Annotated in this window: 18 protein-coding genes; 12 read left to right on the forward strand and 6 right to left on the reverse strand. The window is 64.9% G+C overall.

All coding sequences use genetic code 11. The annotated features are described in order from the left end of the window. Positions 1 to 234: 234 nt before the first annotated feature. Positions 235 to 1,263, forward strand: a complete 1,029-nt coding sequence (trpS, locus tag PNO31109_RS10155; RefSeq protein ID WP_150555481.1) for a tryptophan--tRNA ligase — start codon at positions 235 to 237, stop codon at positions 1,261 to 1,263. Positions 1,264 to 1,470: 207 nt separating this feature from the next. On the opposite strand, the gene PNO31109_RS10160 is transcribed toward trpS, so the two are convergent. The 5 genes from PNO31109_RS10160 to PNO31109_RS10180 form a co-directional block, all read right to left on the reverse strand. Then, positions 1,471 to 2,712: a metal-dependent hydrolase family protein gene (locus tag PNO31109_RS10160; protein WP_150555482.1), complete on the reverse strand. Its 1,242-nt coding sequence runs from the start codon at positions 2,710 to 2,712 to the stop codon at positions 1,471 to 1,473. Between the two features lie 65 nt (positions 2,713 to 2,777). Continuing rightward, positions 2,778 to 4,058: an MFS transporter gene (locus PNO31109_RS10165; RefSeq protein ID WP_150555483.1), complete on the reverse strand. Its 1,281-nt coding sequence runs from the start codon at positions 4,056 to 4,058 to the stop codon at positions 2,778 to 2,780. A 246-nt stretch (positions 4,059 to 4,304) separates the two neighbouring features. Continuing rightward, positions 4,305 to 5,207 (reverse strand): LysR substrate-binding domain-containing protein, encoded by a 903-nt coding sequence (locus PNO31109_RS10170; protein WP_150555484.1) that lies wholly within the window; start codon positions 5,205 to 5,207, stop codon positions 4,305 to 4,307. Between the two features lie 37 nt (positions 5,208 to 5,244). Further along, complete coding sequence (gene fumC / locus PNO31109_RS10175; RefSeq protein WP_150555485.1) at positions 5,245 to 6,633, reverse strand: class II fumarate hydratase; 1,389 nt, start codon at positions 6,631 to 6,633, stop codon at positions 5,245 to 5,247. 257 nt (positions 6,634 to 6,890) lie between these two features. Next, a complete protein-coding gene (locus tag PNO31109_RS10180; RefSeq protein ID WP_150555486.1) occupies positions 6,891 to 7,766 on the reverse strand; it encodes a LysR family transcriptional regulator in 876 nt (291 codons plus the stop codon). A 270-nt stretch (positions 7,767 to 8,036) separates the two neighbouring features. Between PNO31109_RS10180 and PNO31109_RS10185 the strand changes: the two genes are divergently transcribed. Continuing rightward, on the forward strand, positions 8,037 to 9,545 hold the full coding sequence (locus PNO31109_RS10185) for a CoA-acylating methylmalonate-semialdehyde dehydrogenase (protein WP_370750065.1): 1,509 nt from the start codon (positions 8,037 to 8,039) through the stop codon (positions 9,543 to 9,545). A gap of 220 nt (positions 9,546 to 9,765) precedes the next feature. Next, positions 9,766 to 11,397, forward strand: coding sequence for a GMC family oxidoreductase (locus PNO31109_RS10190; RefSeq protein WP_150555488.1), 1,632 nt, complete (start codon positions 9,766 to 9,768; stop codon positions 11,395 to 11,397). 263 nt (positions 11,398 to 11,660) lie between these two features. Here PNO31109_RS10190 and PNO31109_RS22395 read toward each other — a convergent pair whose 3' ends face one another. Then, positions 11,661 to 12,758: a SagB family peptide dehydrogenase gene (locus PNO31109_RS22395; protein WP_150555489.1), complete on the reverse strand. Its 1,098-nt coding sequence runs from the start codon at positions 12,756 to 12,758 to the stop codon at positions 11,661 to 11,663. A 681-nt stretch (positions 12,759 to 13,439) separates the two neighbouring features. On the opposite strand from PNO31109_RS22395, the gene PNO31109_RS10200 reads away from it, so the two are divergent. From PNO31109_RS10200 to PNO31109_RS10240, 9 genes are all read left to right on the forward strand, one after another. Further along, positions 13,440 to 14,219: an ABC transporter ATP-binding protein gene (locus PNO31109_RS10200; RefSeq protein WP_039406839.1), complete on the forward strand. Its 780-nt coding sequence runs from the start codon at positions 13,440 to 13,442 to the stop codon at positions 14,217 to 14,219. An 8-nt stretch (positions 14,220 to 14,227) separates the two neighbouring features. Beyond that, positions 14,228 to 15,013 (forward strand): ABC transporter ATP-binding protein, encoded by a 786-nt coding sequence (locus PNO31109_RS10205; protein ID WP_241013773.1) that lies wholly within the window; start codon positions 14,228 to 14,230, stop codon positions 15,011 to 15,013. A gap of 76 nt (positions 15,014 to 15,089) precedes the next feature. Continuing rightward, a complete protein-coding gene (locus PNO31109_RS10210; protein WP_150555532.1) occupies positions 15,090 to 16,283 on the forward strand; it encodes an ABC transporter substrate-binding protein in 1,194 nt (397 codons plus the stop codon). Positions 16,284 to 16,365: 82 nt separating this feature from the next. Beyond that, positions 16,366 to 17,250 carry a branched-chain amino acid ABC transporter permease gene (locus tag PNO31109_RS10215; RefSeq protein WP_150555490.1) on the forward strand — a complete coding sequence of 295 codons (885 nt, stop codon included), beginning with the start codon at positions 16,366 to 16,368 and terminating at the stop codon, positions 17,248 to 17,250. 11 nt (positions 17,251 to 17,261) lie between these two features. Further along, a complete protein-coding gene (locus PNO31109_RS10220; protein ID WP_150555491.1) occupies positions 17,262 to 18,263 on the forward strand; it encodes a branched-chain amino acid ABC transporter permease in 1,002 nt (333 codons plus the stop codon). A gap of 626 nt (positions 18,264 to 18,889) precedes the next feature. After that, entirely contained in the window at positions 18,890 to 19,666 is a 777-nt protein-coding gene (locus PNO31109_RS10225) for a sulfite exporter TauE/SafE family protein (protein ID WP_150555492.1), read from the forward strand. A gap of 192 nt (positions 19,667 to 19,858) precedes the next feature. Next, positions 19,859 to 21,004 (forward strand): ABC transporter substrate-binding protein, encoded by a 1,146-nt coding sequence (locus PNO31109_RS10230; RefSeq protein WP_150555493.1) that lies wholly within the window; start codon positions 19,859 to 19,861, stop codon positions 21,002 to 21,004. A 249-nt stretch (positions 21,005 to 21,253) separates the two neighbouring features. Further along, a complete protein-coding gene (gene hpaR / locus PNO31109_RS10235; RefSeq protein ID WP_150555494.1) occupies positions 21,254 to 21,754 on the forward strand; it encodes a homoprotocatechuate degradation operon regulator HpaR in 501 nt (166 codons plus the stop codon). A gap of 286 nt (positions 21,755 to 22,040) precedes the next feature. Beyond that, positions 22,041 to 23,096: a branched-chain amino acid ABC transporter permease gene (locus tag PNO31109_RS10240; RefSeq protein WP_150555495.1), complete on the forward strand. Its 1,056-nt coding sequence runs from the start codon at positions 22,041 to 22,043 to the stop codon at positions 23,094 to 23,096. Positions 23,097 to 23,100 lie beyond the last annotated feature (4 nt).

Here is a 23,100-nt window from a genome sequence, read left to right on the forward strand (position 1 = left end):
GCAACGCAGGTGAGAACGGGAGCCTCGGCTCCCGTTTTTCATGTGCGATCGCGGCGTGGGCGCGCGGGCGCCGCCGGGAGCGCAAGCACGTTTCTGTACCGGCGTCGGGCCGACGCGCTACCATTCGTAGGTTGCGGTAGACGCGTTGGGGCGAACCGGGGACGGCGAGCGGTGTGGCGAAGGCCGCGCGCACGGCCGCGGGCCGCCCCTAAATGCTTGATTACGGAGAGGAAAATGAGTGTTTCGAAGGCACCTGGGGATCGCAAGGTGATCCTCACGGGCGATCGCCCGACGGGCCCGCTGCATCTGGGCCACTATGTCGGCAGTCTGAAGAATCGCGTGGCGTATCAGCACGAATACAAGCAATTCGTGCTGGTCGCGGACGCGCAGGCGCTGACCGACAACACGGACGATCGCGGCAAGGTGCACCGCAACGTTTCCGAAGTGGCGCTGGACTATCTGGCGGTCGGCATCGATCCCGAAGTCACCACGATCTGCGTGCAGACGTGGCTGCCCGAACTGACCGAGCTCACGTTCTACTATCTGAACCTCGTGACGGTGGCGCGCCTCGAGCGCAATCCGACCGTCAAGCAGGAAATCGGCCTGCGCAACTTCGAGCGCGACATTCCGGCGGGCTTCCTCACGTATCCGGTCAGCCAGGCCGCGGACATCACGGCGTTTCGCGCCACGCTGGTGCCGGTGGGCGAGGATCAACTGCCGATGATCGAACAGACGAACGAGATCGTGCGGCGCCTGAACCGCCTCGCCGATCGCGAGATCCTCGTCGAGACGAAGGCGCTCGTGCCGCCGATCGGTCGTCTGCCGGGCATCGACGGCAAGGCCAAGATGAGCAAGTCGCTTGGTAACGTGATCAACATTTCCTCCACGCCGGACGAAATCCGCGCCGCCGTGAAGAAGTGCTACACCGATCCGCTGCACCTCAAGGTCGAAGATCCCGGACACCTCGAAGGCAACGTGGCGTTCGCCTACCTCGACGCGTTCGACGAGGACAAGGAAGGCCTGCAGGCGCTCAAGGAGCACTATGTGCGCGGCGGGCTGGCGGACTCCAAGGTGAAGGCGCGTCTCGAAGAGCGTCTGCAGGAGATGCTGCGCCCCATGCGCGAGCGTCGCGAGCAGTATGCGAGCGACCCCGGCTACGTGTGGGACATGCTGCGCGCGGGCACGGAGCGTGCGCGCGAGACGGTTTCGCAGACGCTCGACGACGTGCGCTCGGTGTTCGTTACGCCCGGCTGGAAGCCGTGACGACGGCGCCCGGCATGTCGCGTGCCGGGCCGCGCGCCAGAGGGCGGCGTCGGACGACGAAACAGGCTATCGACGAAAGGTCGGCAGACGAAAGAAGACGCCGAAACGAAGACGGCAAGAAGGCAGCCCGCGCTTCATCGGCGGGCTGCCTTTTTCGTGGGCCGGTGCACCTCGCGGCCGCGACGGCTGCCGGGACGATCGCTGCGATTACTGCAACGACTGCGGTTGCTTCGCGATCTTGCCGTCCTTGAAGACCCAGCGGATGCCCTCGCCCTGGCCCGTGAGCACGTCGATCGATTCGAGCGGATTGCCGTCGACGACCAGCACGTCGGCGAGGGCGCCCGGTGCGATCACGCCCAGCTCACCCACGCGATTGAGAATTTCGGCGCCGATCACCGTGGCCGAGCGCAGCGTCTCGGCCGCACCGAGCACGTCGGCGCGAATGGTGAGCTCGTCGGACTGGTACTTGTGCATGTCGCCGAGCAGATCCGAGCCGAAGCCCATTTTCACGCCGGCGTCGCGATAGATGGCGAGCGACTCGCGTCCGGCGCGCTGCACGTTCTCGACCTTCGCCACCGACTCCGGCGGCAGTCCCAGCGATGCGCCGTCCTTGGCGAGCGCGTCGTAGGTGACGAGCGTCGGCACGACGTATGCGCCCTTCTCGGCCATGAGCTTCGCCGTCTGCGCGTCGCACAGGTTGCCGTGCTCGATGGTGCGCACGCCGCAGCGCACCGCGCGCTCGATTGCCTTCGGCGTATAGGCGTGCGCCATTACGTAAGTCTGGGCCGCTTCCGCTTCCGCGACCGCGGCACGGATCTCGTCTTCCGAATACTGCGTGTTGGCGATCGGGTCGACAGGCGAGGCGACGCCGCCCGAGGCCATCAGCTTGATCTGCGTTGCGCCTTTCTGGATTTCCTCGCGCACGGCCAGACGGATCGGGTCTACGCCGTCGACCACGCGGCCGATGGCGCCGGCGCGAAACGCACACGAGCACGGCTCGAGCGTATCGCTGCGCGGACGGAAGTCGCCGTGACCGCCGGTCTGCGAGAGCGCCTTGCCCGATGGGAAGATGCGCGGGCCCGGAATCACGCCTTGCTCGATTGCCTGCTGCAGCGCCCAGTCCGCGCCGCCGGCGTCGCGCACGGTGGTGAAGCCGCGGTTGAGCATGCCCTGCATGATGGGCAGCGACTTGAGCACCGTGAGGACGTTGGGCTGGCTGGCGTTGGTGCCGAGGTTCGCGTGCGAGGCGAGCACGTGTACGTGGCAGTCGATCATGCCGGGCATGACGGTCTTGCCGGTGACGTCGATCACCGTGGCGCCTTCGATGTCGAGCGGGGTGGGGCTCACGGCGGTGATGCGGTTGCCGTCAATGGCGACGTCGTGACGCTCGAGCAGACGGCCGGCGGCTGCATCGAGCACGTTGCCGCCGCGAAGCAGAGTAACGGACATGGGGATTTCCTCGAAAAAATGCACAAGGCGCGCCGGGTGGGGCGCGCCTTGCTTGGGGGGAAGACTCAGGCCTTGGGCAGCGGCTTGACGAAGCGGGTGCCGATGAGACTGATGGTGGCGGCGACGATCACGTAGATCGCCGGCGCCATGTTGCTGCCGGTGCGCGCGATCAGCCAGGTGATGATGAGCGCGGCGAACCCGCCGAAGATCGTGACCGCGAAGTTGTACGCGACCGACAGACCCGTCGAGAGCACCTTGGCCGGAAACAGCTCCGAGAACGCGGCGAGGATCGGGCCGGTATAGCACGCGATGAGCGCGCCGAACACGATCTGGAATGCAAGCAGCGACGGCAGGCCGGGCGCCACGTTCAGATACGTGAACATCGGCCAGGCGAGCAGCAGGATCAGCAGCGCCGAGCCCGACAGGAACGGACGGCGGCCATAGCGATCGGCCAGACGTCCCACGATCGGCGCGAACACCAGGATCATCGCGCCGCCGACCATGCCGGCGGTAAAGCCGTTCGAGGCCGGCAGATGGAGCACGCGTTGCGCATACGTCGGCATGTAGAACAGCAGCACATACGTGCAGATGGTCCACAGCACGACCATCGAGAAGCTCGCGAGCGTCTCGCGCGGGTATTGCGAGAAAACATCGCGCAGCGGCGTGTCGGACTTCTCGGCATGCTGGAACGTCGGCGTCTCGTCGATCTTGTTGCGGATGTAGAAGCCGACCGGACCGATCAGCATGCCCACGATGAACGGCACGCGCCAACCCCACGATTCGAGCGCGGCACGGTCGAGCTCGGTGGTCACGAATGTGCCCACGGCGGCGCCCAGCAGCACGGCGAAGCCGATGCTCGACTGAATCCATGCCGAGTAGTACGCGCGCTGATTGGCCGGCGCGTATTCGGTGAGGAACGCGGTCGCGCCGCCCATTTCGCCGCCGGCGGAGAAACCTTGCAGCAGGCGCGCGAGCACGATGATGAGCGGGGCGGCCAGACCAATCTGGTCGTAGGTCGGCGCCAGGCCGATCATGGCGGTGCCGGCGGCCATGAGCAGAATGGTCAGCGACAGCGCCGCCTTGCGGCCCACGCGGTCGGCATAGATGCCGAGCACGATGCCGCCGACCGGGCGCATGAAGAAGCCCACGCCGAAGGTCGCCACGGCGAGCAGGAACGACGACAGGTCGTCGCCCGTGGGGAAGAACTGCTTCGCGATGATCGCCGCGAAGAAGCTATAGACGGTGAAGTCGAACCACTCCAGGCCGTTGCCGATCACCGTCGCCACGATGGCTTGACGGCGCTGGCGGGCCATATTGTCTTGAGGCACAGCGTAGGTCGCCTGCATCTGGGTCTCCCGGAGGATGGATGGCGTCCGTCGCGTGCCATGGAATTCACGTCGTGCCGGTAATACGCCTGCTTTTATCGAATCACGTCCGCCAAGACGGTCGCCCTCCCGAGGGGCTGCCGACAGGCTCGACGGGCGTGCGCGGATCCACCACAAAATAGGACAGACAAAATGACAGGCCAAACGAAAATTACGCATGTTGCCATGCGCCAGACGCATGGCAACTTTCGCAAACGTGCGTAAGCCCTATGATGGGAAACGAGTTTGCGAGTAGATCCAGTTGCGGAAAATTCGCGCTGCGGCATGCTCGTGGCGCTCGGCAGGCCACACGAGATAGTAGCCGCCGCCGAGGCTGGCGCTCGCCTCGCAGGCGCGCACGAGCAGCCCGGCCTCGAGACACGGATCGATCATGTGGCGCCAGCCCATGACCAGGCCGCCGCCCTCGATGGCCATCTGCACGAGCAGCGGGTAGTAGTTGGCGCTGACCATGCGTGGGAATTTCGGCACGCTCACGCCCTGCAGCTCGAACCAGTCGGGCCACGACATCCACTTGCGCTGGCCGTCCTCGATGAAGAGGAGCGTCTCGTCGAGGAGATCGGCGGCGCGAAGCTTGCGGCCGCCGAGGTAGGCAGGCGAGCACACGGGGAAGACTTCCTCGTCGAACAGGCGCCGCCCGGCAAAGTCGGGCGGCAGATCGTTGCGCACGTAGTACACGCCGAGATCGAACTCCGAGGCGGAGAGCGACGTAATGCCGTCCTTCACGATCACGCGGATCTTGATGTCGGGATGCGCGGCGCGAAAGCGCATGAGCTGCGGCGTCATCCACAGCACGGCCACGCCCGACGAACACGCCACCGTGAGCTCGAGCTCGCCGCGCCGCTTCATCAGATCGGCCGTCGCTTCGGCGCACTCGGCCAGCAGGCGTTGAATCTGCTCGGCGTAGCGCTGGCCTGCCACCGTTAGCCGCAGCGTGCGGTGCTCGCGCGTGAACAGCGCGCGCCCGAGAAACTCCTCGAGCTGCGCGATCTGGCGACTCACGGCGCTTTGCGTGAGGTTGAGCTCGGCGGCTGCCCGCGTGAAGCTCGCATGCCGCACGGCGGCGTCGAACGCGATCAGACAGTGCAGCGGCGGCAACGGCGAGATGGGCATGCGCGATGACGGAAAAGCGTGGGCGGGAGGCGTGCGCTCAGCGCTTGCCGACCATTTGTTCCGGGCGCACCCAGGCGTCGAACTGCTCGGCCGTCACGTGACCGAGGGCGAGGGCGGCGGCCTTGAGCGTGGTGCCTTCCTTGTGCGCCTTCTTCGCGATCTGCGCGGCCTTGTCGTAGCCGATGTGCGGATTGAGCGCAGTCACGAGCATGAGCGACTCTTCGAGCAACGTGCCGATGCGCGCGCGATTGGGCTCGATGCCGATGGCGCAATTGTCGTTGAAGCTCACGGCGCCGTCGGCGAGCATGCGCACGCTTTGCAGGAAGTTGTGAATGAGCATCGGCTTGAATACGTTCAGCTCGAAGTTGCCCATCGAGCCGCCGACGTTGATCGCCACGTCGTTGCCAAACACCTGACAGCACAGCATCGTCATGGCTTCGCACTGCGTGGGGTTGACCTTGCCCGGCATGATCGAGCTGCCCGGTTCGTTCTCCGGAATCATCAGTTCGCCGATGCCGCAGCGCGGGCCGCTGGCGAGCCAGCGCACGTCGTTGGCGATCTTCATCAGGCTCGCCGCCAGGGTCTTGAGCGTGCCGTGCGCGTTGACGATGGCGTCGTTGGCCGCCAGTGCTTCGAACTTGTTCGGCGCGGTGACGAAGGGCAGACCGGTGTCGCGCGCGAGCACCGCGGCCACTTGTTTCGCGAACTCGGGATGGGCGTTCAGGCCGGTGCCCACGGCCGTGCCGCCGAGCGCGAGCTCGGCGACGTGGGGCAGGGCGTCGTCGACGTGCCTGAGGCCGTGCTCGAGCTGCGCGACCCAGCCGGAGATCTCCTGGCCGAGCGTGAGCGGCGTGGCGTCCTGCAGGTGCGTGCGGCCAATCTTGACGATGTTGTCGTAGGCGTGGGCCTTCGCGGCGAGCGTGTCGCGCAACTGGCCGATGCTCGGCTTGAGGTGATTGACGAGAGCGTCGAGGGCCGCCACGCTCATGGCCGTCGGGAACACGTCGTTCGACGACTGGCCCTTGTTCACGTCGTCGTTCGGGTGCACGAGACGCGCTTCGCCGCGCTCGCCGCCGAGCAGTTCGCTGGCGCGATTGGCGAGCACTTCGTTCATGTTCATGTTCGACTGCGTGCCCGAGCCGGTCTGCCACACGGCCAGCGGGAATTCGTCGTCGTGCCTGCCGGCGATGACTTCGTCGGCCGCCTGGATGATGGCGTCGGCCTTCTTGGCGTCGAGCACGCCCAGGTCCTTGTTGACGGAGGCGGCGGCGCGTTTGACGCGCGCGAGCGCGCGCACGAGTTCGCGCGGCATCTTCTCGGTCGAAATCTTGAAGTTCTGCAGCGAGCGCTGCGTCTGAGCGCCCCACAGGCGATCGGCGGGTACCGCGATTTCGCCGAAGGTATCGCGTTCCATTCTCACAGACATGATCGACTCCTCGTAGAGAGACTTGAATAGTAGAGCTTTCGTGAAGATCCGGCATGGCAGCGCTTCGCGTTGCAATGCCACGGCATGGGAATGAATTGCGGGGCGGGACCTTTCGGAGCCGAAGGCCTTTGCAGACCCGAATTATGCGCCGCGTTTGTGTCCCCGGGCTACCCGGGCGAGCCGGCCAGGGCGTCCTGCAGGCGTTCCAGGGGCGCCCGCTGCGCAAGTGAAGCGCGGATGATAGGCGGTGATGCGCGTCAGGCCCAGACCGCCGCCACGAGCTGCAGCGCGGCGGCAATGGCCGGTTCCTCGCGCCGCGAGGCGAGCGTGACGAAGGTGAGCTCGGTGGGCACGGCCACGCCGTCGGCGATCACCAGACCGTGTGCGCGGGCTTCGCGCAGCGCGATCGAGTCGCGCACCAGCGACAGTCCCACGCCCGACTTCACCAGATCGAGCATCGACGGCTCCTGGTCCACTTCCGCGACCTTCACCGGCGACACGCCGAGCGCGCCGAAGCGCTCCGAGAGCAGGCGGTGGTGTGCTGACTCGGGCGGCGTCCAGATCCACGGCAGGGCTGCCAATTCGCGCCAGCCGCGTCGCGCCACACGCTCGCGCCAGCCCGCCGGCGCCACCACCTGATACGAGAACGGTGTGAGCGTGATGGCGTGAAAGCGCTCCGGATCGGGGCTGCCGAGATAGAACCCGACGTCGAGCTCGCCGCGCCCGAGGGCCTGCAGCACGGAACCGGACATGCCGTGACGCAGCGCCGTCTCGATCTGCGGGTACGACTCCACCAGACGCTTGAGGAACGCGCCGAGCCGCGTGAATTCGGGATCGAGGATGGTGCCGATGCGAAGCCGTCCGCGCACGGTTTCGCGCAGCGCGACGGCGGCCTGCTCGAAGTCGCCGAGCGCGGCGAGCATGCGCTCGGCCAGCGGCAGCAGCGCCTGCGCGTCGCGCGTAAGCGCAAGTCCCTGGGCGGTCCGGGTGAACAAGGTGAGCCGCAACGCTTCCTGCAGCGCCTTGACCTGAAGGCTGACGGCCGGCTGTGTCAGGTGCAGGCGTTGCGCCGCGCGCGTGAGGTTGCCCTCGCGGGCAATGGCGACGAAAGCGCGAAGGTGGGCGAGTTCCATGGCGTGCGCGTCAGCGAAGAGGGCGAGGGTGATGGGCGATGGGCAAGGGTGAGACGCTCGCGCGCCAGCAACATAAGCGAATCTTATATTGCTTTTCATAATTTCTCATTGGATCGCCCGTGCGCGCCGCAGTACGCTTTGCGATCATCGTCGCGCGCGGCGCTCGTTTGGCCTTTTCCCGTTTCGCGCGACAGCCGGATATCGGCCTTTCCCACGATAACGAACGTGCGGCCCACGGACGCCGCAACATGCCTTCGGAGAGCAATGGATATGAGCAACGCTGATGTTACGACGGTGCAGCACTTCATCGGTGGCCGGCGGGTCGCCGGTGAGAGCGGCCGGTTCGCCGACGTTTTCAACCCGGCCCACGGCCGAGTGAGTGCGCGCGTGGCGCTGGCGGGCGAGGCCGAGGTAGACGCGGCGGTGGCCGCGGCCAAGGCCGCGTTGCCGTCGTGGTCGGAGACCGCGCCGCTCAAGCGTGCGCGAGTGCTGTTCCGTTTCAAGGCGTTGCTCGACGAGCATCACGACGAACTGGCACGCCTTATTACGCGCGAGCACGGCAAGGTGTTCTCGGATGCGCGCGGCGAGGTCACGCGCGGCATCGAGATCGTGGAGTACGCGTGCGGCGCACCGCATCTGCTCATGGGCAAGCATAGCGACAACGTGGGCGGCGGCATCGACAACTGGCATCTGCGTCAGCCTGTCGGGGTGTGTGCGGGCATCACGCCGTTCAACTTCCCGGCGATGGTGCCGATGTGGATGTTTCCGATTGCGCTCGCGTGCGGCAATACGTTCGTGCTCAAGCCGTCCGAGCGCGATCCGTCCGCGAGTCTGCTGATCGCCGAACTGCTGCGCGAGGCAGGGCTGCCGGACGGCGTGTTCAACGTGGTGCAGGGCGACAAGGTGGCGGTCGACGCGCTGATCGCGCATCCGGACGTCGACGCGCTGTCGTTCGTGGGCTCCACGCCGATCGCCGAGTCCATCTACACGGAAGGCACGCGGCGCGGCAAGCGCGTTCAGGCGCTCGGCGGCGCGAAGAACCATCTCGTGGTCATGCCCGACGCCGATCTCGACCAGGCGGTCGACGCGCTCATCGGCGCGGCTTACGGATCGGCGGGCGAGCGCTGCATGGCCATATCGGTCGCCGTGGCGGTCGGCCAGGTGGCAGACCGTCTGGTCGATGCGTTGGTGCCGCGCGTGAAGGCGCTGCGCGTGGGCCCGGGCGAGGACGATGCCTCCGAGATGGGGCCCGTCGTCACGGGCGCGCACAAGGCGAAGATCGAGGGCTATATTGCCGAGGGCGTGCGCGCCGGCGCGGAGTTGCTGGTCGACGGACGGGGCCTGCGGGTGCCGGGGCACGAGCAGGGGTTCTTCCTCGGCGGGACGCTGTTCGATCATGTGACGCCCGAAATGACGATCTATCGCGAGGAAATCTTCGGGCCGGTGCTGGCGGTGGTGCGCGTGCCCGATCTGGCGTCGGCCATCGCGCTCGTCAATGCGCACGAGTATGGCAACGGCGTGTCGTGCTTCACGAGCGACGGCGGCGTGGCGCGCACCTTCTCGCGCCAGGTGAAGATCGGCATGGTCGGTATCAACGTGCCGATCCCGGTGCCGATGGCATGGCAGTCGTTCGGCGGCTGGAAGCGCTCGCTGTTCGGCGATCATCACGCATACGGCGAGGAGGGGATTCGTTTCTACACGCGTTTCAAGAGCGTGATGCAGCGGTGGCCAGACAGCATTGCCAAGGGTGCGGAATTCACCATGCCGGTGGCGAAGTAAGCGAAGCTGGCGGTCGACCGGGATACGGGACAAGCGTGGAAGTCGTGTGGAAGCCGTGTGAGTTTGGAAAACGAGCGGGCGGGGCGCACGCGGCGACGTCACCACCCGACGACAAAATGAACCCGATGCCGGTGGCGACAGTCCACCTCACTTCGGGTGCCGCACCGGCGTCGGCACCGCACCATGGCGAGTGCCGCGCCATCGACGGAGACAGGCGGGAATGACCAAGCAGGCAGCAAAGCAGGAGAGCTTCGATTACATCATCGTGGGGGCCGGTTCGGCCGGCTGTGTGCTGGCCAACCGGCTCACGCAGGACCCCGACGTCAACGTGCTGCTGCTCGAGGCGGGCGGCAAGGACGACTATCACTGGATTCACATCCCCGTCGGTTACCTGTACTGCATTGGCAACCCGCGCACCGACTGGCTGTATCGCACGCAGGCGGAGGTCGGGCTCAACGGCCGCTCGCTGGCGTATCCGCGCGGGCGCGTGCTGGGGGGCAGCTCGTCGATCAACGGCATGATCTACATGCGCGGTCAGCGCGAGGACTACGACGCGTGGGCCGAGGCGACCGGCGACGACGGCTGGCGCTGGGACAACGTACTGCCGCTCTTCAAGCGCAGCGAGGATCACTACAAGGGCGGCACGGAGTTTCACGGCAGCGGCGGCGAGTGGCGCGTGGAAAAGCAGCGTCTGTCGTGGCGCGTGCTCGATTCGTTCGCCGATGCCGCCGAGCAGATCGGCATTCCGAAGACGGACGATTTCAATCGCGGCGACAACTTCGGCATCGGCTATTTCGAAGTGAACCAGCGGCGCGGCGTGCGCTGGAGCGCGGCGAAAGGTTTCCTGCGTCCGGCGATGCAGCGCCCGAACCTCACTACCGTGACGGGGGCGAGCGTGAGTCGTCTGCTGTTCGACGGCACACGCTGCACCGGCGTGGCGTATCGCGGGGGGAACGAAGACTTCACCGCGCTCGCGCGCGCGGAAGTGATTCTCGCGGCGGGCGCGGTGAACTCGCCGCATCTGCTGGAGGTGTCGGGCATTGGCGATGGCGAGCGTTTGCGCGAGTTCGGCATCGACGTCGTGTCGGATCTGCCGGGTGTCGGCGAGAACCTGCAGGACCATCTGCAACTGCGCACCGTGTACAAGCTGCGCGGCGCGAAGACGCTCAATCTGAGCGCCAACAGCCTGGTCGGCAAGCTGATGATCGGCATGCAGTACGCGTTTGCGCAGCGCGGGCCGATGAGCATGGCGCCGTCGCAGATGGGGGCGTTCGCGCGCAGCCGCGACGACGTGGCGCGGCCCGATCTCGAGTACCACGTGCAGCCGCTGTCGCTCGATCGTTTCGGCGAGCCGCTGCACAAGTTCAATGCGTTTACGGCATCGGTCTGCAATTTGCGGCCAACTTCGCGCGGCAGCGTGCATCTGAGCTCACCGGACGTGCGCGTGGCGCCGGCGATTGCGCCGCGCTATCTGTCGACGGAAGACGATCGGCGGGTCGCGGCGGACGCGATCAGGCTCACGCGCCGCATCGTGGGCGCGCCGGCGTTCGCGCGCTACGAGCCGCGCGAGTATTTGCCGGGGCCGTCGTACCAGAGTGATGAAGAATTGATGCGAGCGGCGGGCGACATCGGCACGACCATCTTCCACCCGGTGGGCACGTGTCGCATGGGGCGGGCGGACGATCCCGCCGCGGTGGTCGATGCGCAGCTTCGCGTGCGCGGCGTGCAGAACCTGCGCGTGGTCGACGCATCCGTCATGCCGGTGATTACTTCGGGCAACACCAATTCGCCGACGATCATGATTGCCGAGCGGGCGAGCGACATGATTCGGGCGGCGCGCAAGTCAGGGTGACGGGTTGGCGGAATGGGGCAGGGACTTTCGGAGAAGGTTGGGAGTATCGGTTTCTTGATAACGCGAGCATTGATAGAGTCGCGCGGCGCCCACGTTGTCGGGAAATACATGGAGCGATATCGATTTACAACCTTCCTCCGCGGCGATCGCTTCCGCCCCCGCTAGCGTAGTGGGGTCCGCCAGGGAGAGGCAATCATAGGCTTGCGGCCTTGACCGCACGGACGACGACTTATCCCAATCGCCAAGGAGTATGTCGACGGCGCTCATGGAAGTGTTTCCGTTGACGGTTGTCGGGACACAATGGCTCTACGCGCCGGATCGAGTTCATCGCCCGTCCCGTGCCCAGCGCCGACGAAGAGCAGCGGTTGCTCACCGTCATCATCGATCAGGAGTTGGGCTCTGACCTCCCGGTCGCGGAAGGCTCCCGAAAGCCACGTCTTCAAGCCGCAAGCTGTGGCGCACAGGAGAAAGGTCTGGGACAAGTGGCCAATGTCCAAGAGGGAGACGCGGTAGGCCCGGGAGTGAGGGTATTTCCACCACATGCGATCCAGCCTGCCGGTGAAGAAAACACCAAATCCTAGTTCTCGTGAGAAGTACTGGTCGCTCAACGCATACGACAGCCAATCTCTGCTCAGTTCTGAAGTGAGGCGGCGGAGCGTGTGGTTGGTCGGATTGTAGTGAAAGAGCCCGGGTGGAATGCCGTTGACGTTTTGTAGCACCACATAGGCTTCGGAAGCATTTAAGCCTCCGCCGGAGGGGCTAGAACGCCGGCTCCGAAGCGAAGCCGGCACGGATTCATGCACTTTGTCCGTTCGCTCCGCAAGGAAAGCGAGGGCCCCGTAGAGTACTGTACTTACATCCTGGAGGGGTGTTGATTGATTAATAAACTCTCGGCAAGTTGCGCGCGTCCGACAGCATTTCCAGAGTGGCGCCGCATGAAGGCGCGACATGTCCGGCGGTGGAAGAGGCAGAATGTCCCCGTGGTTGGAATCCCTAGGGGGTGGAACAGGGCGGCGGGCGGCTTCGGCGCAGGCAGATAGATTGTTTGTGGCCCACTGAAGACTGGACTCCGGCGATGGTGGCTGCGGAATATCGCTTGTGCCGATGTGGAAGATCCGCGCAAGTGCGTCCCAGCCCCAGGATGTCAACGGAAATGGTCTCCGAGAGATGGCGCCAGCGTTGAGCAGGGCCACGTCTATCGGATTCGACTCGTCGAGGGCGGCCCTGTCCAGGGACAGCTCAATCAGGCGCTGCGTGTGCGACGAGTCGAGTGAATATTGGCGATGTTCCCGTACGTTCCACAAGACGACTTGGCCCTGTGAGACTTGTAGGAACGTGTCCCGATTGAAATGGATGGTCATATCGGAGAAATGGGCACCGGATGGTGCCCATTGTCATCAAGTGAATTTACTTGAGCGGGATGGCCGCCTGGGTCCAATTAGCCATAACGCACGATTCGGGTTGAATCTCTTTCATGACAGTCTCCCGGTTGAAGGTGAAGGGCGCCTCGGCCGAGGCAAGGCTATCGTTGCGCGGTTCTGGCCCGGTCGGAAGAGGTAGGAGGCCGGAAGTCGGAAGCTCGAGTCGGGAATAGAAAAGGGGCGCACCGAATTTCTGCTTTTCCGGATTTCTCCCGATCAAACTTACGTAGTAATACCTAATGTCATTGGCGCGAACGATTGGCGGGGCGCCGGTGAGAGCGTTGGCCCACGCATTTGCGTCTGCCGCAAAAGCCTTGTGCCACAAGGGCTGCAAGCATGCCCGGACGGTGTGACCGAACGTTCTCGAACGCGTGCGGGCATGCGCGTTTCGAGGGTTGGGAAGCCTAGTGCAAATCCCAATGATCGCGTTGCAGCAAACCACACACAATAACGTTTCCCTATGTGCGAACGAACCAAGAATTCGGCGCTTCATGCGGGACGCGGGGGATTTCGCGGAGGACGCAAACCATAACGTCGTCCGGCTGCCTCGCGGTTGTCACAGACGATGGTGTCGGGCGCGCATCCGCGCTCACACCGCCAACCAGGAATGTGGCAGGAGACATGGCGAACAACGATTACATTCTCGAAACCCGCGGGCTCACCAAAGAGTTTCGTGGCTTCACCGCCGTGAACGGGGTCGACCTGCGCGTCGCGCGCGGCACCATTCATGCACTCATCGGCCCGAACGGCGCCGGCAAGACCACCTGCTTCAACCTGCTTACGAAATTCCTCGTGCCCAGCGCCGGGACGATCTCCTTCAACGGTGAGGACATCACCCGCGAAGCGCCCGCGCAAATCGCGCGCCGCGGCATCATCCGTTCGTTCCAGATCTCCGCCGTGTTCCCGCACCTCACCGTGCTCGAGAACGTGCGCATCGGCCTGCAGCGCAACCTCGGCACCGCGTTCCACTTCTGGCGCAGCAGCCGCTCGCTGCGTCAGCTCGACGCCCGCGCGATGGAGCTGCTCGCCGAAGTGGGACTCACCGAATTCGCCCATACGCTGACCGTGGAGCTGCCATACGGACGCAAGCGCGCGCTCGAGATCGCCACCACACTTGCTATGGAGCCCGAACTGATGCTGCTCGACGAGCCCACGCAAGGCATGGGCCACGAAGATGTCGATCGCGTGACCGCGCTCATCAAGAAAGTGTCGGCCGGGCGCACGATCCTCATGGTCGAGCACAACATGAACGTGATCGCCGGCATTTCGGACACCATCACCGTGCTCCAGCGCGGAGAGGTGCTCGCCGAAGGCCCGTATCACGAGGTCTCGAAGAATCCGCAGGTCATGGAAGCCTACATGGGCACTGCGGACGGCGAACTGCAGGGAGCCCACGGGTGAGGACGTCTATGTACGGAAATGGCAACGGTAACGGTGGCGGTAACGGCGCGGGCAAGGGCGGCAGTAACGTGCCGGCGCTGGAAGTCGAAGGGCTGCAAGCCTGGTACGGCGAATCGCACATCCTGCATGGCGTGGATCTGACCGTCGGGCGCGGCGAAGTCGTCACGCTGCTCGGGCGCAACGGCGCCGGCCGCACCACCACGCTGCGCGCGATCATGGGGCTGACAGGGCAACGCCAGGGCTCGATCCGCATTGCGGGCGAAGAAACCATTCATCTGCCGACTTACAAGGTTGCGCACCACGGCGTGGGCTATTGCCCCGAGGAGCGAGGCATCTTCGCCAGCCTGTCGTGCGAGGAGAACCTGCTGCTGCCGCCGTACATCGGCATGAGCGGCAACCGCCGCGAGGACGGCGGGCGGGGCATGTCGCTCGAAGAAATCTACGACATGTTCCCGAACCTCAAGGAGCGGCGCCACAGCCAGGGCACGCGCCTGTCCGGCGGCGAACAGCAGATGCTCGCGGTCGCGCGCATTCTGCGCACCGGCGCGAACCTGCTGTTGCTCGACGAGATCTCGGAAGGTCTCGCGCCGGTGATCGTGCAGACGCTCGCGCGCATGATCACCACGCTCAAGGCGCGTGGTTACACCATCGTGATGGTGGAACAGAATTTCCGTTTTGCGGCCCCGCTTGCCGATCGCTTCTACGTGATGGAGCACGGCAAGATCGTGGAGCGCTTCGGCGCCCCGGAGCTGGAAACGAAGATGCCGGTGCTGCACGAGTTGTTGGGCGTATGAGGTGAGCTACCCGGAGCGAGCACGCCCCGGGCGATGGACCCAGGCGATCAAATCCACGAAGGAGACGAAGATGACGATGCGGATGAAGGCGTTGGCCGTTGCGGCCGCGTTCGGTTTTGCGGCAATGGCCTCGCAGGCCCATGCCGATGGCAATACGGTGAAGATCGGTTTCATTACCGACATGTCGGGCCTGTACACCGACATCGACGGCCAGGGCGGCGCGGAAGCCATCAAGATGGCCATCGCCGACTTCGGCGGCAAGGTGCTCGGCAAGCCGGTCGAACTGGTCACCGCCGATCACCAGAACAAGGCTGACGTGGCGGCGTCGAAGGCGCGCGAATGGTTCGACCGCGGGGGCGTGGACATGCTCATCGGCGGCACCAACTCGGGCACCGGCCTGGCCATGAACAAGGTCTCGGCGGAGAAGAAGAAGGTCTATATCAACGTGGGCGCCGGCTCCGATGCCCTCACCAACGACCAGTGCCAGCCATACGGCGTGCACTACGCCTACGACACCGTCGCGCTCGCGCGCGGCACCGGCTCGGCCGTGGTGAAGGCCGGAGGCAAGTCGTGGTTCTTCCTGACGGCCGACTACGCTTTCGGCCACGCGCTCGAGAAGGCCACCGCCGACGTGGTCAAGGCCAACGGCGGCACGGTCAAGGGCCAGGTGCGCCACCCGCTCTCGGCGTCGGACTTCTCGTCGTATCTGCTGCAGGCGCAGTCGTCGGGCGCACAGGTGCTCGGCCTGGCCAACGCCGGCGGCGACACGATCAACGCGATCAAGGCGGCGAAGGAATTTGGCATCAAGGGCAAGATGCAGATCGCAGGCCTGCTCGTGTTCATCAACGACATCCACTCGCTGGGCCTGGACAACACCGAAGGCATGTACCTCACCGACAGCTGGTACTGGGACAGGGACGAGAAGAGCCGCGCGTTCGCGAAGCGCTATTTCGACAAGATGAAGAAGATGCCGTCGAGCCTGCAGGCCGGCGACTATTCGGCGACGATGACGTACCTGAAGGCCGTGCAGGCCGCAGGCACCACCGATGCCGACAAGGTCATGGAGCAGCTCCACAAGATCAAGATCGACGACATGTTCAGCAAGGGCTATATCCGCCGCGACGGCACGATGGTCCACGATATGTACCTGATGCAGGTCAAGTCGAAGAAGGAATCGAAGTCGCCGTGGGATTACTACAAGGTCGTGGCGACGATCCCGGGCGAGAAGGCCTTCACGACTGAAGCGGAATCGACCTGCAAGCTGAAGTAAGCGGTACGAGTCTTATCGCGATGCACCGAAAGCGGCGGGGCGCCTGCCCCGTCGCGACCCTTCCCCCAGAGAATCGATTTCGATGGAATTTCTAGGCATCCCCCTGCCGGCGCTGTTGAGCCAACTGCTGCTGGGACTGGTGAACGGCTCGTTCTACGCCATGCTGAGCCTCGGCCTGGCGGTGATTTTCGGTCTGCTCAACGTGATCAACTTCGCGCACGGCGCGTTGTTCATGCTGGGTGCCATGCTGGCCTGGATGGGCGGCAACTACCTCGGCCTTAACTACTGGGTCATGCTGATTCTCGCGCCGGTGATCGTGGGCGTGATCGGCGTGATCATCGAGCGCACCATGCTGCGCTGGATCTACAAGCTCGACCACCTCTACGGGCTGCTGCTCACGTTCGGCATCACGCTCGTGCTCGAAGGCGTGTTCCGCTCGATCTACGGCGTGTCGGGCCAGCCTTACGACGCACCTGACATGCTCTCCGGCGCCACCAACCTCGGCTTCATGTTCATGCCGAACTATCGCGCCTGGGTCGTGGTGGCCTCGCTCGTCGTGTGTTTCGCTACGTGGTTCGTGATCGAGAAGACGAAGATCGGCGCGTACCTGCGCGCCGGCACGGAAAACCCCAAGCTCGTGGAAGCCTTCGGTGTGAACGTGCCGCTGATGATCACGCTGACCTACGGCTTCGGCGTCGCGCTGGCAGCGTTCGCCGGCGTGCTCGCCGCGCCGGTCATCCAGATCTCGCCGCTCATGGGCCAGTCGATGATCATCACGGTGTTCGCGGTGGTCGTGATCGGCGGCATGGGTTCCATCATGGGCTCGATCGTGACCGGCCTGATGCTCGGGGTCATTGAGGGCTTCACGAAGGTGTTCTACCCGGAAGCGTCCGCAACGGTCGTGTTCGTGATCATGGTGATCGTGTTGCTGCTGCGCCCGGCAGGGCTGTTCGGCAAACAAAAGTAAGGGGCAGAGCAATGCAACAAGGAATGCAACAACGCGCGCTTTACTCGCTTTTGCTGCTCGCGTTGATCGTCGCGCCGTTCGCCGGGGCGTATCCGGTCTTCATCATGAAGGTACTGTGCTTCGCGCTGTTCGCGTGCGCGTTCAACCTGCTGCTCGGCTTCACGGGGCTGCTGTCGTTCGGCCATGCGGCGTTCTTCGGCAGCGCGGGGTACATCACCGGCTATGCAATCCGCAACCTCGGCTTCACGCCCGAGGTCGGCATCGTCGCCGGCGTGCTCGCGGGAGCGGTGCTCGGGCTGGTCATCGGTTTGCTGGCGATTCGGCGTCAGGGCATCTACTTCGCGATGATCACGCTGGCGCTCGCGCAGATGCTGTACTTCTTCTGTCTGCAGGCGCCGTTTACCGGCGGCGAAGACGGTCTGCAGGGCGTGCCGCGCGGCAGCCTGTTCGGTGTGCTGCCGCTCGACTCGGACCTGACCCTGTACTACGTGGTGCTGGCCATCTGCGCGCTGGGCTTCCTGCTCATCATGCGCGTGGTGCACTCGCCGTTCGGCCAGGTGCTCAAGGCGATCAAGGAGAACGAGCCGCGTGCCATCTCGCTCGGCTACGACGTCGATCGCTTCAAGCTGCTGGCGTTCGTGCTGTCGGCCACGCTCGCCGCACTGGCCGGCTCGACCAAGACCGTGGTGCTCGGCTTCGAGACGCTTACCGACGTGCACTGGACGATGTCGGGCATGGTGATTCTGATGACGCTCGTGGGCGGCCTGGGCACGATGCTCGGGCCGGTGGTCGGCGCGGTCGTCATCATCGTGCTGGAGAACAAGCTCGGCGACATCGGCAACTGGCTCGCCACGGCCACAGGCGTGACATGGTTCCAGACGCTCGGCGAGTCGGTCACGATCGTGATCGGCGTGATCTTCATCATTTGCGTGCTGGCCTTCCGACGGGGGCTCGTCGGCGAGCTGGTGGCGCGCAGCCAGTTCTTCCGGACGATGGTGCAGCAGCAGTCGTAAGGGCTGGGCTGGCTGGCCGGGCAGGGTGGCGGGCGCACCGAAATGGGGCGCCGGATCGTCACCCTGACGCATGTATGTCGGAAAAAACCTAATTCGTAGGGGTAAATGCTGACTTGTGGTGCATCGGGTGCTCCTTTATTCTCTCCCTCAGTTCGCGTCACGGCAGGATATAGGGGCGAGGAACGAGGAGACAATAAGCGCGAAACGCGCACCGCCAAAAAGGAAGCGCTGTTGGAGAAAACTCCAACAGCGCTTTTTATATTGCGCTTCGCCGCCGGGCGAGGCCGTCGTCTGCCGCAGTGTGCCATGCGGGCGCCGCGCGCCATTCAGCCAATTTCACGCCACGTTGCGAGAATCGTGTGGGGCAAATACGCGCAATGCGGTCTAAAGACGCTATGCTCGCCGTTTTGCCGCGCAATTCACGTACCGCTTCACGTACCGATTCACGTGTCGATTCACGTCGCGATTTCTTACCGTATTCGTTCGGCCCGCCCGAGCATCCGCCACCGTATGTTCCGCCTGTCTGCCGTTCCGTCGTTTGTTTCGTCTCTCTGGTCGACGTTGTTGCCGTCGCGCCTGTTGCCGCGTTCCGTTTCGATCGGCGCGCGTGCGGGGAGGGCGCCGTGATGGACTGGGCGCTGAGCGACTTGCTGATGCTCGCGGGCGGGGCGTTTCTCGCGGGGCTGGTGGACGCGGTCGTCGGCGGAGGCGGCCTGATCTCGGTGCCCACCCTCTTCGCGGTCTTCCCGAACGCGGCGCCGCCCGTGCTGTTCGGCACGAACAAGCTGGCCGGCGTGTGGGGCACGGCATCGGCGGCCATGCGCTACGCGCGCGGCATCGAGCTGCGCTGGGCGATTCTGGTGCCGGCGACGGTGGCGGCTTTCGTGTTTTCGTTTTGCGGCGCGTATGCCGTCACGCACATCCCGGCGGACGTCCTGCGCAAGGCGTTGCCGTTCGTGCTGGCGGCGGTGGCCGTCTACACGTTGCGCAAGAAGGATTTCGGGACGGTCCACGCCCCGGTCAAAGGCAGCGCGGGGGTCACCCTCATGGCGGTGGCCGTGGGCGGCGCCATCGGTTTTTACGACGGTTTCTTCGGCCCCGGCACGGGCAGCTTCCTCGTGTTCCTGTTCGTGCGTCTGTTCGGACAGGACTTCGTGAACGCTTCGGCGTCGTCGAAGATCGTGAACGTGGCGACCAACCTGGCCGCGCTGCTGCTCTTCGGCATGGGCGGGCACGTGTGGTGGCAGGTCGGCCTCGGCATGGCCGTCATGAACGTGCTGGGCAGTCAGGTCGGCAGCCGGCTCGCGCTCAAGCACGGCGTGGGCTTCGTGCGCCGCATGTTTCTGGCGGTGCTCGCGGTGCTGATCGTGAAGACCGGGTACGACGCATTCCTGCGCGGCTGACCGGGCGGGAGAGGGAAAGCGGCGGGAACGCCGCCGGGCGTGGCGGGTGGGCGCAGATGCGTCCGATGCCACATGTGGGGAAACCGCACTTTACGAGAAGGTGCCGGTGCCCGTAAGATGGGCGACAATTTACCGACTGGGCGGTCGGTTAATGTCAAAAGAACGAATTCGCATTTTTGTGAGGAGACCCAAATGAAACTGAAGTTGCTGTGCATGGCATCGGCGATGATGCTGGCCGCGGGCGTTGCGAACGCTCAGGTGAAGATTGGCGTGTCGCTGTCGGCGACCGGTCCCGCCGCTTCGCTGGGCATTCCCGAGAAGAACACCATTGCGCTGATGCCGAAGACGATCGCGGGGCAGTCGGTGCAATACATCGTGCTCGACGACGCCACGGATACCACCACGGCCGTCAAGAACATGCGCAAGCTCATCAGCGAAGACCACGTCGACGCCGTGCTCGGCTCGACCGTGACGCCGAACTCGCTGGCCATGGTCGACGTGGCCGCGGAGACGCAAACGCCGGTGATCTCGATGGCCGCCGGCGCGGCCATCGTCGAGCCGGTCGACGCCAAGCGCACCTGGGCCTTCAAGACGCCGCAGAACGACATTCTGATGGCGACCGCCATTGCCAAGCACATGGCCGACAACGGCGTGAAGACGGCGGCCTTCATCGGCTTTGCCGACGCCTACGGCGAAGGCTGGTTCAAGGAGTTCCAGAAGGCTGCCGACCTGAACAAGATCAAGATCGTGTCGAACGAGCGCTTTAACCGCGCCGATACGTCGGTGACGGGCCAGGTGCTCAAGATCATGGGCGCGAACCCCGACGCCGTGCTGATCGCCGGCTCGGGCACGCCGGCGGCACTGCCGCAGCGCACGCTCAAGGAGCGCGGCTACAAGGGCAAGCTGTACCAGACCCACGGCGTGGCCAATAACGACTTCCTGCGCGTGTGCGGCAAGGACTGCGAAGGCACGTACCTGCCGGCCGGCCCGCTGCTCGTGGTCGAGCAGTTGCCGAACGACAACCCGGTGAAGAAGTCGGCCGCGGCGTACAAGGCCGCCTACGAGAAGGCCTACGGCGCCGGCTCGATCTCGACCTTCGGCGGTCACGCCTGGGACGGCGGCCTGCTGCTGCAGGCGACGATTCCGGTCGCGCTCAAGAAGGCCAAGCCGGGCACGCCGGAATTCCGCGCCGCGCTGCGCGACGCGCTGGAGAACGTGAAGGATATGCCGGGCACCGCCGGCATCTTCAACATGAGCAAGAACGACCACAACGGTCTGGACCAGCGCTCGCGCGTGATGGTGCAAATCGTCGACGGCAAGTGGAAATTGGCGAACTGATGCGCGTCGGGGCTGCCTATAGCACGCAGGCATGCCCCGTTGTCGTATCTGCAGCACTCGCGCCCGGTCGCAGTTGACCGGGCGGCAGGAACGGGCGTTCGCGCCCGTTTTTTTTGAGCGTGGTAGTTTCGCGCTCGCAAGGAGACGGCAGGACATGCGACTGAGAGCGGCACAGGAGAGGCCGCGTTGTCCCAACCTGATCGCCGCAGCCGGGGGGCTGTCCCAGGCGATCCTTTCGAGCGTAAATCCATGACGGGTGAATTCGAACACCGCAATCTATCCCTGGTATTGCTACAGACGCGTGAGGCGGTGATGGGGCTGTTCCGGCCCCTGCTCAATTGTTACGACATCACGGAACAACAATGGCGTGTCATACGCGCCGTCAACGATAGCGTATCGGGGGAGATGGAAATCGGCCAGGTGGCGCGCGAGTGCTGCATTCTCAGCCCGAGTCTGTCGGGAATGCTCGAGCGCATGGAAGCCGCCGGCCTGATCCTGCGTCGGCGCGTGGCCGCCGATCAGCGTCGCGTGATGGTCTCGCTCACGCCCTCGAGCCGGGCGCTGTGCAAGAAGCTCGGCCCGCTCGTCGAGGCGCGCTATCGCTTCCTGGAAGACAAGGTCGGGCGCGACACGCTCGCCGAGATCTACCGTTTGCTCGACGTCGTGCACGACGCGCTGCCGCAGGAGGTGCTTGCCGAGGCGCCGCCCCTGCCGGCCAGGCCGCGCCGTCGCCGCAAGGCGGCTGCTTGAGCGGGACGGAGCAAAGGGGCGTGAGGAAGGTGGGAGACGGAGAGAGTGACGGAGAGGGTGACGGCAAGGGGCCAAGGAGGGCAAGGGGTGGCCGCGTCTCAGTAGTCACCCGAGTTTTACCAATGCATAACGATTTATACAATTCATAATTCGCTGCGCTGCGTCACGGGGAACGTGCGGGGTGTATCGATGTGAAGGGGAACGGGGCGGCGGCGCGCCGCGCCGTGCATCACACCGGCTGTCTCGCCAGCCGGTTCAAGAAGTACTCAAACGAAGTGAGAGGAGCATGGATCTTTCGATTGCAGCCATCCTGGCGCAGGACGGCATCACTACGGGCGCGATTTATGCCTTGCTGGCATTGGCGCTCGTGCTGGTGTTTTCCGTCACCCGCGTCATCTTCATTCCGCAGGGCGAGTTCGTGTCGTATGGCGCGCTCACGCTGGCGGCACTGCAAACCCAGAAGTTTCCGCTCACGAGCTGGTTGCTCGTGGCAATGGGCGTGTGCACGTTCATCGTAGAGACGGCGAGCGTGCTGCGGCACAGCGAGCGTCGCAAGCTGGCCGGGCGGCTGGTGCCGGTGCTCGCGGGCAAATATCTGGTGTTTCCGATCGCCGTGTTCTTCGTCGTCAAGGCGCTGGCGCCGATGACGCTGCCGATGCTCGTGCAGATCGCCGTCACGCTGCTGCTCGTGGTGCCGATGGGGCCGATGCTCTATCGCCTCGCGTACCAGCCGCTCGCCGAAGCAAGCACGCTGTTGCTGCTCATCGTCTCGGTCGGCGTGCATTTCGCGCTCACGGGCTTGGGTCTGGTGATGTTCGGCGCCGAGGGCTCGCGCACGCAGGCATTCTCCGACGCGAGCTTCAATCTCGGTTCGGTGATGATTTCGGGGCAGAGCCTGTGGGTGGTGGGCGTCTCGGTGGTGATGATCCTTGCGCTGTACTTCTACTTCGACCGCTCGCTCTCCGGCAAGGCGCTGCGCGCGACGGCCGTGAACCGGCTTGGCGCGCGCCTGGTGGGTATCGGCACGGTGCAGGCCGGCCGTCTGGCGTTCACGCTGGCCGCGGTGCTGGGCGTGCTGTGCGGCATTCTGATCGCGCCGATCACGACCATCTACTACGAGTCGGGCTTCCTGATCGGCCTGAAGGGCTTCGTGGGCGCGATCATCGGCGGCCTGGTGAGTTATCCGGTCGCGGCGCTGGGCGCCATTCTGGTGGGCCTGCTCGAGTCGTACTCGTCGTTCTGGGCGAGTGCATACAAGGAGGTCATCGTCTTCACGCTGATCCTTCCGGTGCTGCTGTGGCTGTCGCTCACGAGCAAGCATGTGGAAGAAGACGAGGAATAAGCCG

Source organism: Pandoraea nosoerga (assembly GCF_902459585.1).
Taxonomy (GTDB): Bacteria; Pseudomonadota; Gammaproteobacteria; order Burkholderiales; family Burkholderiaceae; genus Pandoraea; species Pandoraea nosoerga.

What these genes read in the sequence shown, in the direction of transcription:
- PNO31109_RS10180 (WP_150555486.1), bottom strand. Translation starts at nt 7,766, where the DNA reads ATGGAACTCGCCCACCTTCGCGCTTTCGTCGCCATTGCCCGCGAGGGC.
- PNO31109_RS10200 (WP_039406839.1), top strand. Translation starts at nt 13,440, where the DNA reads ATGGCGAACAACGATTACATTCTCGAAACCCGCGGGCTCACCAAAGAG.
- PNO31109_RS10225 (WP_150555492.1), top strand. Translation starts at nt 18,890, where the DNA reads ATGGACTGGGCGCTGAGCGACTTGCTGATGCTCGCGGGCGGGGCGTTT.
- fumC (WP_150555485.1), bottom strand. Translation starts at nt 6,633, where the DNA reads ATGTCTGTGAGAATGGAACGCGATACCTTCGGCGAAATCGCGGTACCC.
- PNO31109_RS10170 (WP_150555484.1), bottom strand. Translation starts at nt 5,207, where the DNA reads ATGCCCATCTCGCCGTTGCCGCCGCTGCACTGTCTGATCGCGTTCGAC.
- PNO31109_RS10210 (WP_150555532.1), top strand. Translation starts at nt 15,090, where the DNA reads ATGCGGATGAAGGCGTTGGCCGTTGCGGCCGCGTTCGGTTTTGCGGCA.
- PNO31109_RS10240 (WP_150555495.1), top strand. Translation starts at nt 22,041, where the DNA reads ATGGATCTTTCGATTGCAGCCATCCTGGCGCAGGACGGCATCACTACG.
- PNO31109_RS10230 (WP_150555493.1), top strand. Translation starts at nt 19,859, where the DNA reads ATGAAACTGAAGTTGCTGTGCATGGCATCGGCGATGATGCTGGCCGCG.
- trpS (WP_150555481.1), top strand. Translation starts at nt 235, where the DNA reads ATGAGTGTTTCGAAGGCACCTGGGGATCGCAAGGTGATCCTCACGGGC.
- PNO31109_RS22395 (WP_150555489.1), bottom strand. Translation starts at nt 12,758, where the DNA reads ATGACCATCCATTTCAATCGGGACACGTTCCTACAAGTCTCACAGGGC.
- PNO31109_RS10215 (WP_150555490.1), top strand. Translation starts at nt 16,366, where the DNA reads ATGGAATTTCTAGGCATCCCCCTGCCGGCGCTGTTGAGCCAACTGCTG.
- PNO31109_RS10185 (WP_370750065.1), top strand. Translation starts at nt 8,037, where the DNA reads ATGAGCAACGCTGATGTTACGACGGTGCAGCACTTCATCGGTGGCCGG.
- PNO31109_RS10220 (WP_150555491.1), top strand. Translation starts at nt 17,262, where the DNA reads ATGCAACAAGGAATGCAACAACGCGCGCTTTACTCGCTTTTGCTGCTC.
- PNO31109_RS10190 (WP_150555488.1), top strand. Translation starts at nt 9,766, where the DNA reads ATGACCAAGCAGGCAGCAAAGCAGGAGAGCTTCGATTACATCATCGTG.
- PNO31109_RS10205 (WP_241013773.1), top strand. Translation starts at nt 14,228, where the DNA reads ATGTACGGAAATGGCAACGGTAACGGTGGCGGTAACGGCGCGGGCAAG.
- PNO31109_RS10165 (WP_150555483.1), bottom strand. Translation starts at nt 4,058, where the DNA reads ATGCAGGCGACCTACGCTGTGCCTCAAGACAATATGGCCCGCCAGCGC.
- hpaR (WP_150555494.1), top strand. Translation starts at nt 21,254, where the DNA reads ATGACGGGTGAATTCGAACACCGCAATCTATCCCTGGTATTGCTACAG.
- PNO31109_RS10160 (WP_150555482.1), bottom strand. Translation starts at nt 2,712, where the DNA reads ATGTCCGTTACTCTGCTTCGCGGCGGCAACGTGCTCGATGCAGCCGCC.